Below are 12704 nucleotides of genomic sequence, written 5' to 3' on the forward strand. Positions count from 1 at the left end.
ATCCATCAGGCTTCTCAAAGCGATCGGTTGACCTCCGATCGAAACCGGAAGGATCCGATTTCCCTCCGGGTCCTTCTTATCCCCCTGCAAGATCAACGATGATTACGTCAATCCGGCGCGTAGAATCCCGCCTGGTGGGCAGCCCGATCCAGCTCCTCCCGGAAATCGGGATGGGCAAGCGCAATCATCGCCTTTGCCCGCTCCGCCACCGATTTGCCCTTGAGGTTCACCCAGCCATATTCCGTAACAACGATATGGATATCGTTACGCGACGTCGTTACTGGACCTGTCAGCGTCGGAACGATACGCGAAAGCGTTCCTTTGGCCGCCGTCGCATGACAGGCGATGATCGAGCGGCCGCCGCGTGAGCCATAGGCGCCACGGACGAAATCCACCTGCCCGCCCGAGCCGCTGAACTGCCGTCCATTGACGAATTCGGAATTGCACGCGCCATTGAGATCGATCTGCAGCGTCGCATTGACCGACACCATCCGGTCATTCTGCGCGATAACGAACGGATTGTTCACATAGTCAACGGGATGCGCTTCGACATCGGGATTATCGTTCAGGAAGTCGTAAAGCGGCTTGTCTCCCAGCGCAAAGGTGAAGATGGTGCGCCCGAGATGTATCTGTTTGCGGCTATTGTCGACCACGCCAGCCCTGACCAGAGCGGCAAGTCCCGATGTCATCATTTCTGTATGAATGCCCAGGTGGCGGTGCTGTGAGAGACCGGCGCAAACAGCGTCAGGCAGCGCACCGATGCCCATCTGCAGGCAATCGCCATCATCCACAAGCCCCGCGACGATGGCGCCGATCACATCATCGACTTCTGAGCGAGGCGCCGCCGCGAGCGCCGGTAGGCTTGCGTCATTCTCGACAACAGCCGTAACGCTCGAGACCGGGATCATGCAATTGCCCCGCACATAGGGCATGCTGGGATTGACTTCGAGGATGAGGCGAGCGCCGGGCTTGCGGGCAACCGCCAGGGCATAATCGGTACTGGCGCCAAGGCTGAAATTCCCGTCCGCATCCATGGGCGAGACGGTAGCGATCAATGTATCGACGCCGACATGCTCCACCAGCGAGCGCGGCACCTGACTGAAATGGCACGGCACGATCTCGGCGGCGGGCAGCATCTCCGCCATTCGCCGTTTATCCAAGGCACGATCCACCGCTCCATGAAAATAGCTCATGGGAACGATACGGTCGCGCAGATCGAAGTCGAGCACGCTGGAGCCGGCGACACCCGTGCAGAGCAGGTAATAAAGCCGAACGTTGTCCACCGCCCCGGCCCGCGCGCGTTCGGCCAATGCCGCAAGGATTGCAGGCGGCTGGCCTGCAGCGATCGGCATGGCGATCTTCGCGCCGGATGGTATCAAGGCAACGGCCTCATGGGCAGAGCGCACGCGTTCGCGGTATTGCGTCTGATGATTAGCGGCCATCGAGTCCTCCCCTTGAATGCCACCGTCAGCACAATTTGGCATCCACTGCGTGATCGCATACAGCCCTCCTCCGAGGCTGCTGCGAACGCCTTCGCTGCAGTAGGACGCACTTACATAAAAGCGCCTAACCTGCTGTTTGCGCAAGACCCGAACATCATGCTCACACCGGCAAAAGCGAAATCGGCCTCAACCCTCGAATCGGCATCGACGCCGCAACTCATAGAGCACAAGCTTCGAGACTCGAGGATAAAGGGAAGGACACTATCAATTCTCCTTCCACGGCTGCGATTGATGATGGAGCTCGTCAGGCCTTGACGTCGACCGTGCCCATCATGCCGAGATCTTCATGCTCGAGGATGTGGCAGTGATACATGCGCCGCCCCGGTAAATCCTGCCGCAGCAGGATGCGTACCGTCTCGCCGGCGGCAACGTTCACAGTGTCTTTCCAGGCCCGGTAGGATGGCTTGGTGACCGCGCCATCCTTTTCCCGTTCGACAAGCTGGAACTGCGTCCCATGCACGTGAAACGGATGGTCCATATCCGCCTGATTGACGATCTCCCATAACTCGACCTGCCCGACCTTCGAGATCTCGTCAATGCGTTTCATATCGAAACTCGCGCCGTTGATGAGGAACTTCATCTCCATGCCGTCCATGGATTCGGTCAGGACAAAGCGACGCGTGACTGACGGCTCTCCGAGGCTGTCAATGGTGCGCAGCTTCGCGGGAAGCGGAGGCGCAATAGGTGCAGCTTCCTCTGAAATACTTGCCGTCAGCAAGGTCATGCCGGCTTCATCGGGCTTGCCCGGCCCCATCCATCCGCGCTCATAAGCGAGTGTGACGAGCTTTGCCGCTCCCGGCCTGTCGAAGGAGATGATGAGTTCGACGCGCTCGGCAGGTGCAAGCAGCAACTCGTCGATGCCGACGGGAGCCTCGATAAGGCCGCCATCCGTTCCGACGAGCACCATGGCGGCATTCTCGAACGTCAACCGCAGGAATCGCGCATTGGTCGCATTGAAGAGGCGCACACGACGCTTTTCCCCTTTCGCGACGGCCAGGACCGGATTCTTCTGACCATTGACCAGAATATGATCGCCGACACGCCCGTTCATCAGATCGATCATGTTGCTCGCCGGCATGCTTCCATCTTCGGCGATCCGAAGATCGGTGAACATCAGGACCGTATCGCCATATTCGGCAGGGATCGGATCATCCTTGGGTTTCACGAGAAAGATGCCTGCGAGCCCGCGATAAACCTGTGCGGCGGTGAGACCATGCGGATGGGGATGGAACCAATAGGATGCGGCGCTGCCTTGCGGCAGATCGAAAGCATAGAGGCGCTCGCTGCCCGAAGCGACGGGTTCCATGGGGCTGCCATCCTGATCGGCCGGCACCGGCATCCCATGCCAATGGACCGTCGTCGGTTCGCCGGGAATGCCGTTCCTGAAGCTGATCTCGATCCTGTCACCCTCATGCGCCTCGATCACGGGATTTCCGCTGTTATAGAGGAGCACGGGCGTATCGAGCCCTTCGGCGAAGCGAGCTAGCCCCTGCTCTGCGGTAAGTCTTGCCTTGAACAAACCGGCTTCGCCGGCCTCGTTCATCAAGCGCGGCAACTCGCGCAGAGGCTGCCCTTCCGGCAGGACGGGCTTGTTGCCTGCCACGGGCATCATATTGTGAGCGCCATTCATGCTGCCCATATCGTGCATCATCTGGGCCGAGGCAGGCCCGGAAATCGCAAGGCCCGCCAGCCCCGCAAGAAAATTACGTCTGTACATCGATTGCTTCCTCTTGCTGAGCGATATCCTCATTAAGGCCGCTCACCACCGTGCGCGCATCCGGACTGGTCTCGATCCCGGCGTCTGGATCGACGGATTGGATTGCTTTGGTGACGGATCTCAAGCAGCAGCCGCAGGTCATGTTTTCAAGTCTCAGCTCCAGGAGAACTCTCATCTGTTTTGATCTCATGATGCTTAAGGTGGAGGTTCCAACCATGGTAAGGTCAAGTGTCCTACAGCCAAAAATATGCTATTGACCTTCCCATGGTTGGAAGGCCCATCTTCCATCGGCAACATCAGGCGGTGCCTGTCAGGAGAACATTCATGAATATCGGACAGGCAGCAAAGGCATCGGGCGTTTCGGCCAAGATGATCCGCTATTACGAAGAGACCGGCCTCATTCCGGCAGCCGGCAGAACGGCATCGGGTTATCGCGACTATTCGGATACCGACGTGCACATGCTGCGCTTCATCCGCCGAGCGCGCGATCTCGGCTTTGCCGTTGCGGAAATCAGCGAGCTTTTGGAACTCTGGCGCGACGAAAGCCGCCAGAGCGCCGAGGTCAAGCGCCTCGCTCAGGGTCACATCGCGGCACTGAAGAAAAAGATCGCCGACCTGCAGGACATGGAGCACACGCTAAGCATGCTCGTTAATTCCTGTCAGGGCGACCATCGTCCGCATTGCCCGATCCTGCAGCGGCTCGAGACCGATCAGGAAGACGAAAATCTGCCGATCCAGCCTCGACCCGGCGCGATATCGCGGCCCTTGCTGTGATCTCCGCTCACCGGTTCATCCGCTCAGCGACTTGTCTGGTGCGCGGGTCGTCAATATATCGCCGATCGCCGGGCCATGTTCAATCGTGCCGTCTTCGCCGCGCCGATATTGGACGCCGACCTTGCAGGCATGAGGGGCCATTTCCCAGATCCAGCCCTTGAGATGGCGGCCGGTGTCGGGGGGCGAGTAGAGTGGCATGTTGAACCGCAGTCCGTCGTCCTCGCCAAGATCGAGCGTGCACATGACCGTGCCTTCGCCGTCGTCCTCTTCGTCAAGGTTGGGGTCCGCCACATGCGTAATCGTGGTGCGAAGCGGCTCGACATGCACGAGGGCCTGCAGGGCATGCGGAAGATCGGCAAAGGGCGGTGCCGCACGACCGTCGCTCGGCTCTTCGTCGAAAGCCTCATCCAGCGTGACCCGGCGGAAATAGTATTCGCTGCGCCCCATTTCGTCCCAGCCGCCGATCGCCGTTGCGATATCGTCCAGATCGTGCACACGCAGGAGGAAGCCGGTTCCGCCCGAATGCATCACCACGAGACGGTCGTCATTGTCGTCGCCGCCGAGGGAATCGGTGCGCAAGCGGATATCGAGCTCAACGATCTCATCGCCTTGAGCGTTGCGGGAGGTTTCATAAGCCCCGCTGTAGAAACGCACTTCGACGCGTTCCAAAGTCCGATGATGGATACGCCAGAACAACAGGTTGTAACGACCATCGGCCCGAAGCGCCAGGAGCCTATGCCAGTCGATATAGGAAGACAAGTACAGGCCGGTCAGACCCTGGCCGTTTGCAACATCCTCGAAGCCGGGGCGATATTCGACGGGCAAGGCGTCGGCTACCGTCGTTGGCTTCTCGGTCGTCGGCCTGGGCGGATCGACAGCGTCGCGAAGACGCCGATGCATCTCGAAGGCATCGACCTTCGCGATCCGCAGCATTTGCATCGAAAACAGCATCTGGTCGATCTCGTAGACCTCGCCCGACGAGAGTGCTCCGCATTCCTCACGCGCCGACCGCACTAATGCCGGCGAAATGAGGGATTCAAGCGACTGCCTGTCGCAAAGGAAGCGATTGAAGAATGCATCAAGGCTCCAAGCCAGGTCGCTCGTCCTTTTCGATACGGGATCGATGAAGACGACATCCTCGTCGGTTGCCGTCAACTTGCGGTAATAGAGAAGGACGCCGAATGACGTCAGTGCAATCGGGATGCGCCGCACGTCATCCGGCGGCGAAATGATCCATCGGTTAAGCACGGCCTGCCATGGTCGCGGGTCGATCAGGGCCAGTTGCATTTCGCCATAGAACCCAAGCCCCTTGCGACGCCACAATTCGAGAAGGCTGGCGGGAAGAATGCCTTCATAGGCGGCGACGAGCTCGCTGTCAGCTCGGGAAACCTGCCGCGATGGCGTATGCTCTGCGATGAAGCGGTGAAGAGCAAGGCGGCGAAACGGAAGAACGAGGCGATCAAACATAAGTTGTATATGGACGGCAGCGTCCATCGGACAAGATACTGATCGTCCAGCCCCGCAATTTCCCTATTCCCCACCTGATCGAGGCAATCGGCTCAGGCTTCGCCATCCAGAAATTGCCTGAGGCGCGGCACGACAAAATCGAGGAACACGCGCACGCGCTGTGGCATGCGCGCGCCGCCGAGAAAAACCGCATGAATCTGCTCCTCATCCGGCTCGACGACATCGGCAAGCACCTCGATGAGACGACCCGCTGCAAGGTCGGCACGGACGTGATAATCACCCATACGCGCAAGCCCCACACCTGCCAGCGCCATGCGCCGCACGGTTTCGCCATTATTGGCAAGCAGCGAACTCGTCATGGCGCGATCGACGATGCGGCCGCTCTCCCTCACCGGCCAGACCGGTGCAAGACGGCGGAAATTGAATCCCAGGCAATTGTGCCGGGAGAGGTCATCAACACTCAGCGGTATTCCATGGCGATCGAGATAGCTGGGCGCGGCGACGATCTTGCGGCGGGCGATGCCGATGCGGCGTGCGATCATGCCTGAAGCCGGCAAAGCCCCAACCCGAAAAGCAACGTCGGTGCGGTCGAGATAAAGATCGACGATTTCATCGGACAGCGACAGATCGACGACGACATTGGGATAGGTCCGCCAAAATTCCGGCAAGAGAGGTTCGAGGCCGAGTACGCCCAGGGCAACGGAAATATTGACTCGGACCGTGCCGCCTGTCGTCGTCGCACCCTGTGCCAGTTCCTGTTCGACCTCGTCGAGATCATGCAGCAGGGCCTGGCTGCGCTCATAGTAGATCCGGCCCTCCAGGGTCAGCGACAGCCGTCGTGTCGAGCGTTCGACAAGCCGCACGCCGAGCCGGGATTCGATGCGTGAGATCAGCTTGCTGACGGTGGAGGGCGTCATGCGCAGCAGGCGCGCTGCTTCGGAAAAGCTGCCTGCTTCCACCACGCGAAGAAATACCTGCATCTCGCCAACCCGATTGTCCATGGAGCACCAATTTTTGATTTAGTTTCACAAATAATGTGAAAACTCACCCAATTATCAAGTGCGTATGCTCCCTCTATTTCATAGGCCGAAGAGATTGCGCCTCCACATCCGGCGCTCGATCCATTCAAGGCGGCCAAAGCTGCCGAGATTTTTCAAAAGGAGTTTTCGATGCTTACCGCTACTGCCCATGGCGCTGCGATTCCGGCGCTCGGCTTCGGCGTCTTCCGCATGTCGGACGCGGAAGTCGAACGCGTCATACCCGCCGCACTCGAAGCCGGCTTCCGTCATTTCGACACCGCACAGATCTATCAGAACGAGGCAGCGCTCGGCAGGGCCTTGCAAAAGGCTGGCGCGCGACGGGACGAGCTGTTCTTGACCACCAAGGTTTGGGTCGACAATTACAGCAACGAGAAGTTCGCAGCTTCGGTCGACGAAAGCCTCGACAAGCTGAAGACCGACCGCGTCGATCTTCTCTTGCTGCATTGGCCGGGCGATAAGGTGCCGGTCGTGGAGCAAATCGAAATGCTGGATGCCGTCAAGGCCGCCGGCAAGACCCGCTTCGTCGGCGTCAGCAACCAGAATATCGCGCAGATGCGGGAATCGGCCAGACTTTCCAGCACGCCGATCGTGACCAATCAGGTCGAGATCCATCCCTATCTGCCCCAACGTGCCCTTACCGCAGCGGCGAAAGCGAATGATGTTGCAATCACCGCCTATTACGGCATGGCCGACGGTGCGGTGCCGAAGGATTCGGTGCTGCAGCGGATCGGCGCCAGATACGGCAAGAGCGCCGCGCAGGTCGGTCTTCGCTGGTTGATCCAGCAAGGCCACATCGCTTTGTCCAAGACGGCCAATCCGGAGCGCGTCAAGGAGAACATCGCGATCTTCGACTTCAATCTCGACGAGGCGGATATGGCCGCCATCGCCACTCTCGCTCGCCCGGATGGCCGGATCGTCAGCCCGCCCGGCCTCGCGCCCGAATGGGACACCTAAGGAGTTTCAACATGGACACCAGGATCTCGACGGCCGAAAAGGCCCAAACATCTTCTCACGCACGGTGGGCGCTTCTCGCCCTGGCGATCGGAGCCTTCGGTATCGGCACGACCGAGTTTTCGCCGATGGGACTTCTCCCGGTCATCGCCAAGGGGGTCGACGTCTCGATCCCGACCGCCGGCCTCCTGATTAGCGCTTATGCGATCGGCGTCATGGTCGGCGCGCCCTTCATGACGCTCGCCTTCAGCCGCTTCGGCAAGCGCACGGCGCTGATGCTGCTGATGAGCGTCTTCACCGTCGGCAATCTCATGTCGGCCATGGCCCCAGGCTACTTCACGTTGCTGCTCGCCCGACTCGTTACCAGCCTTAACCACGGCGCCTTCTTCGGTCTGGGCGCCGTCGTGGCGGCAAGCGTGGTGCCGAAGGAAAAGCAGGCAAGCGCCGTTGCCGCCATGTTCATGGGGCTGACGATCGCCAATATCGGCGGCGTGCCGGCCGCCACCTGGGTTGGTCAGGCGATCGGCTGGCGCATGGCTTTCGCAGGAACGGCGCTGATCGGTATTGCCGCCATTGCAGCGCTATGGTTCGCCCTACCGAAAGGCGAGCGCGGCGCAATGCCTGATGTCAGGCGGGAACTCGCCGTGCTTACCCATCCGACGGTACTGCTCGCAATGGCAACAACCGTCATGGGCGCAGGCGCGATGTTTGCACTCTATACCTATGTCGCTCCGGCGCTCACCGAACTGACAGGCGCCTCCAACAGCTTCGTAACGTTGGGACTGGTGTTGATCGGCGTCGGCTTCACAATCGGCAACTGGCTGGGCGGCCGTCTGGCCGACTGGTCGCTTGATGGCGCAACCAAGATCTTCCTTGGCCTGCTTGCCGCGATCATGTTCGTGCTGCCGCTGGCAATGACCAGCCACATCGGGGCGGCCATCGGTCTTCTCGTCTGGGGCGGCGCAGCGTTTGCGATCGTTCCGCCGGTACAGATGCGCGTCATGGAAGCGGCAGCCGAAGCGCCTGGTCTTGCCTCCTCCATCAATGTCGGGGCGTTCAACCTCGGCAATGCCTTGGGTGCCGCAGCCGGTGCCGCCGTGATCAGCCTTGGCTTCGGCTATGCAGCGGTTGCGATCGCCGGAGGGCTGCTCGCCGCCGCCGGCTTGGTACTGGTGTTGATCGGCACGCGCAGATCATCGTCGCTGCCGGCAAATTGCAGTGCCTGATCAATCCGCCGGCGGCCCCTAAAGGCGTCAGGGTTTCCAGATGCCCTATCAACAGAGATCGAGCCGTCTACCGTCGTCCATCGCCGCAGACGGCTCGATCCAATTGAAACCATGCTCAAGGCAGCTTGATTTCAAGCGTGATCATATAGTTGCTGTAATTGGGCGGGGCCGGCGGGAGGTTAGGGCTAGTGGCCGAGAAGATTGAATAATCGGCTATGCGCGGAGGCGTGGATGGCGGCTTCACGTCCGGTCTCCAGGACGCCTTGATCGTTATTTTGTCGGTGGCGCGATAGGAAAGATCAAGCTCGCGGCTCCTGCTTGCACCATCCCGGGAATGCTTGCCCGCCAAGGACCATTTTTCCCATGACGCCGCCCCGGTTTCGGTTGTCTCGGTGCCCTTGCGCTCATAGCTGCCGCTCAGCGAGGAATTTTTATCCTTGGTCGACAATTTATAGAGCTGATCCTGAACCTTGCCGTTGAAATCGGTAGTTATCGTGGCGCTGCCTTCGATATTACCATCGGACGACCGTGCGTTGACGTCGAAAATGATCGTCTTGTTGCCGACATAGACGCCGACGTTCGGATTGAGCCCATTCGTCTTGAAGCCGATGTCGCTCTTCGCCTTTGAATCGAGAACGATCGGACGCTCGGGCGACTGGAAGTATTTTCCAAGCAAATCCTGCTGAGGCTTGGTCGGCGCAACGGGCTTGCCCATCGGGTCGAAGGCACCCATGACCGTGCAGCGCTGGCCACTCACCCAGCTATTGACGGCAAAGATCAGATGCCCGTCATCGCCAATTGCGGCTACGCCCTGATGCAGGCTGTTCCTCAGATTATAGCGACCGCAGCAGGACAGTGCGTTGTCGCTCACCGCTTCGAAGGACCGGCCGGAAAAAAGCACGCCGGACGGCAGTCCCGATGCCGCACTACTCCCGAGGATGGGGCAGCTGGAGAGCGGTATCAGCCTGTAGCTGTTCAAATCCGTTTGCGGCGTCTGGCCCGTCGGCCTTGTGAGCGGTGCTAATCCCATATCTTATCTGCCGTTTCCTGATCCGTTGACGAAGGATGAAATTCCCAAATTGCCATGCCGCTGAAAGGCAGCGGGCGATACGATTTATGCGTGTCCAACCGGGGGAGTTAGGTCGGCGAACTTATTTGTCCAGACGGTCGATTTTGTTTCCGGTGGCGTGGGACCAGGCTGACAAAATCGGCTTTTGGCCCTAACCGTCTGATCATTTGACATGGGCTCGTATTGCCAGCACTAGTTGCTTTCGGATAGACCCTCTCCATCTCATCTGTGTTCAGATTCTCCGGAGCATAAAAATGCGTCTTGAACCGCAGCAGCGAATTTATGTCTGCTTCTTCCTCTTTGCGGTATCGATGGGCGCAATGCTGTCGCGCCTTCCCGATCTGCAGGACGCCTTGCAGATCGACAAATCGGAGCTCGGTCTAACACTGATCGGCGCAGCTATCGGCGCGCTGATATCGCTCACCTTCGCCTCCCCGATCGTCGCACGTCTGGGCGCGCGCAAGACGGCATTCATCACCGTGCTCGGAACGTCAGCCTCCCTGGCGCTCGTGCCCTGGATGGGCGTTGCTCCGCTTGTCTTTGCCATCCTGCTTTGTGAAGGTCTGCTGGCCGGAGCGCTTGAAATCAATCTCAACGTCGAGATCGATCGCATCGAGGCGCAGCTTGGCCGGGGCGTGATGAACCGCGCCCATGGTTTCTGGAGCCTCGGCTTTTTCGTCACCGCCCTCGCCTCTTCGGCCATCCGCCAGGCCGGCATTTCGATGCAGCTGCACCTTGCCCTGACATTTACCTTCGTGCTGATCGTGGGTTCGCTTGTCATTGCCGGCATGCGCAATGCGCCCGCCCGCCCGGCACAGGATCATCCGGAGGCCGGGCATGTCGCGCTGCCGACACTCGGCCTGCTGCCTCTCTGTATCATTGGCATTGCTGCCTTCCTGGTCGAGGGCGCGGGCATCGACTGGTCGGCGATCTATATGCGCGACGTCTTTCACGTCGAACCGTTCGTCGGCGGGCTCGGATTGACGCTGTTCACCTTCTTCATGGCGCTGGCAAGATTGTTTGCGGACCGGTTCGTCGATCACTTCGGCTCCCGCTCCGTTGCACTCTCCCTACTGCTTCTTTCAGCTGCCGGTCTCTGCGCCGTCTGGCTGGCGCCGCACCCCAATGTGGCGCTACTCGGCTTCGCCTTCATGGGCGCCGGCTGCAGCGCGGTCTATCCGCTGGCGGTTTCGGCGGCCGCCCAACGCACCGACCGTCCGGCCCATGTCAATGTTGCAGCACTTGGACAAATGTCCTTCGTCGTCTTCTTCCTGGCTCCGCCGCTGCTGGGATTCGTTGCCGAACATGCGGGGATTCGCACGGCCTACCTTGTCTGCATCCCGGTCATCCTCGCCGCCGTGATGGGCATCGGGTCGCTTTCGGCCCGTCGCAGCGCCTTCGCGTAAGGACTCTGCGATCCGGCAAAAGTCTCCTGCATTAAATTCGCCGGGATCCCTTATTCGTTGTGAGGGGGAATGCTGTACGCTTCCCCCTCTTCCGCAGTCGAGCGTGGGGCATCGCTCGCCTGCAGTGCTTTCACCGAGTCAGAAGCCTTGGCTCGCTTAACGCAGCGAGCGGAATGCCGCCCTGACTTCGTTGGTGAAAATCGCCGGCTGCTCCCAGGCCGCAAAATGCCCGCCGTTCTCGGTTTTGTTGAAGTAGATCAGATTGCCGAAGGCACGCTCCGTCCACGACTTGGGTGCCTGATAGATTTCTCCCGGAAAGACACTAACCGCGACCGGCACGGAAGGGATCCTTTCGAGAGCGTTGAAATTGTTGGTGTGGTCTTCCCAATAGATCTGGGCTGCCGAGGTACCGGTCTCCGTGAACCAATAGAGAGAAATGTCATCCAACATCTCGTCCCGAGTGAGAACCTTTTCCGGCTGCTTGTTGCTATACGTCCACTCGGCAAACTTGTCGTACATCCACGCGGCCATTCCGATCGCTGAATCGACGAGCGAGTAACCGATCGTCTGCGGACGCGTAACCATCATTTGCGCGTAGGCAGCGCTGTCTCGGTAGAAAATCGCGAGCTTGTCGAAGCAAGCCCGTTCGTCCGCAGTGAGACCTGCGGGCGCCGGGGCACCTGCAGCCAAAATCGGCACGATTTCTTTTGGAACGATCGCAGGCATGTTGAGATGAATGCCCAGCAATCCCGGCACCTTTTGATGCGCCATGCGCTCGGAGATGACCGAGCCGCAATCACCACCTTGCGAGACGAACTTCTCATATCCGAGCCGATTCATCAGCGTGCCCCATGCCCGACCGATATGATCCGAACCCCAGCCCTGCGTCGTCGGCTTGCCGGAGAAGCCGAAACCGGGGATCGATGGCACCACGAGATGAAAGGCGTCTTCGGCCTTGCCGCCATGAGCGGTGGGATTCGTCAAGGGATCGATGACCTTGAGCATCTCCAGAATCGAGCCCGGCCAACCATGGGTCATGATCAGCGGCATTGCGTTTTCGTGTGGGGAGCGCACGTGAATGAAGTGAATATCCAGCCCATCGATTTCGGTCATGAACATCGGCAGAGAATTGAGCTTCTGTTCTACCTTTCGCCAATCATAGCCGTCGGCCCAATATCCAACGAGATCGCGCAGGCGTTCGAGTTGCACGCCCTGGGAGTCATCAGCGACATTTTCCTTGAGCGGCCAGCGTGCCGTCGCAAGCCTGTGCTTCAACTCGGCAATCGCGCTGTCGGGAATATGGACCTTGAACGGCTTCACACCGTCGGGCAAGGTGTCCGATGCGGCAAAGGACATGGCAGGCTTCAAGAGCGAGGCCGCTCCAGCGACAGCGGCCGCAGTCACAAAGGCGCGTCTGTTCATTGAGAAGGATAAAGGCGACATCAGAATCTCCAAATGTTTGGGAGGTTTGTTGAATGCCGCGAAGTTTTGCTTTCGGCGTGTATCCCGGTTGTGTCCTCAACCCAGCCAAATTGTATCCTTCCGTGTCCGG

11 protein-coding genes are annotated in these 12704 nt (G+C 59.6%); 4 read left to right on the plus strand and 7 right to left on the minus strand.

Annotated elements, in window-relative coordinates; translation table 11 throughout:
* Window positions 1-107: 107 nt before the first annotated feature.
* The 3 genes from PH562_RS27305 to PH562_RS27315 all read right to left on the minus strand — a co-directional run bounded on the left by PH562_RS27305 (window position 108) and on the right by PH562_RS27315 (window position 3394).
* On the minus strand, window positions 108-1442 hold the full coding sequence (locus PH562_RS27305) for an acetyl-CoA hydrolase/transferase family protein (protein WP_113232257.1): 1335 nt from the start codon (window positions 1440-1442) through the stop codon (window positions 108-110).
* Between the two features lie 304 nt (window positions 1443-1746).
* Window positions 1747-3219 (minus strand): multicopper oxidase family protein, encoded by a 1473-nt coding sequence (locus PH562_RS27310; RefSeq protein WP_285176834.1) that lies wholly within the window; start codon window positions 3217-3219, stop codon window positions 1747-1749.
* Window positions 3206-3394, minus strand: a complete 189-nt coding sequence (locus PH562_RS27315) for a heavy-metal-associated domain-containing protein (protein ID WP_483315389.1) — start codon at window positions 3392-3394, stop codon at window positions 3206-3208. Before PH562_RS27315 ends, PH562_RS27310 begins: the two co-directional genes overlap by 14 nt.
* Window positions 3395-3543: 149 nt before the next feature.
* On the opposite strand from PH562_RS27315, the gene cueR reads away from it, so the two are divergent.
* Window positions 3544-3993, plus strand: coding sequence for a Cu(I)-responsive transcriptional regulator (gene cueR / locus PH562_RS27320; protein WP_113232259.1), 450 nt, complete (start codon window positions 3544-3546; stop codon window positions 3991-3993).
* A 15-nt stretch (window positions 3994-4008) separates the two neighbouring features.
* Here cueR and PH562_RS27325 read toward each other — a convergent pair whose 3' ends face one another.
* Complete coding sequence (locus PH562_RS27325; RefSeq protein WP_285176835.1) at window positions 4009-5460, minus strand: GAD-like domain-containing protein; 1452 nt, start codon at window positions 5458-5460, stop codon at window positions 4009-4011.
* Window positions 5461-5552: 92 nt separating this feature from the next.
* Window positions 5553-6461 (minus strand): LysR family transcriptional regulator, encoded by a 909-nt coding sequence (locus PH562_RS27330; protein WP_285176836.1) that lies wholly within the window; start codon window positions 6459-6461, stop codon window positions 5553-5555.
* A gap of 168 nt (window positions 6462-6629) precedes the next feature.
* Between PH562_RS27330 and PH562_RS27335 the strand changes: the two genes are divergently transcribed.
* Both PH562_RS27335 and PH562_RS27340 read left to right on the plus strand, forming a co-directional pair.
* Window positions 6630-7454: an aldo/keto reductase gene (locus tag PH562_RS27335; protein WP_285176837.1), complete on the plus strand. Its 825-nt coding sequence runs from the start codon at window positions 6630-6632 to the stop codon at window positions 7452-7454.
* Window positions 7455-7465: 11 nt separating this feature from the next.
* Window positions 7466-8677, plus strand: coding sequence for an MFS transporter (locus PH562_RS27340; protein ID WP_285176838.1), 1212 nt, complete (start codon window positions 7466-7468; stop codon window positions 8675-8677).
* Between the two features lie 115 nt (window positions 8678-8792).
* Here the strand turns inward: PH562_RS27340 and PH562_RS27345 are convergent, their stop codons facing one another.
* Window positions 8793-9707, minus strand: a complete 915-nt coding sequence (locus PH562_RS27345; RefSeq protein WP_285176839.1) for a hypothetical protein — start codon at window positions 9705-9707, stop codon at window positions 8793-8795.
* 293 nt (window positions 9708-10000) lie between these two features.
* Between PH562_RS27345 and PH562_RS27350 the strand changes: the two genes are divergently transcribed.
* Window positions 10001-11152: an MFS transporter gene (locus PH562_RS27350; protein ID WP_285176840.1), complete on the plus strand. Its 1152-nt coding sequence runs from the start codon at window positions 10001-10003 to the stop codon at window positions 11150-11152.
* Window positions 11153-11308: 156 nt separating this feature from the next.
* Here PH562_RS27350 and PH562_RS27355 read toward each other — a convergent pair whose 3' ends face one another.
* A complete protein-coding gene (locus PH562_RS27355) occupies window positions 11309-12595 on the minus strand; it encodes an epoxide hydrolase family protein (RefSeq protein WP_285176841.1) in 1287 nt (428 codons plus the stop codon).
* Window positions 12596-12704: the final 109 nt, after the last annotated feature.

The sequence above is a fragment of the Rhizobium centroccidentale genome (assembly GCF_030182565.1).
In the GTDB taxonomy this organism is placed as follows: Bacteria; Pseudomonadota; Alphaproteobacteria; order Rhizobiales; family Rhizobiaceae; genus Rhizobium.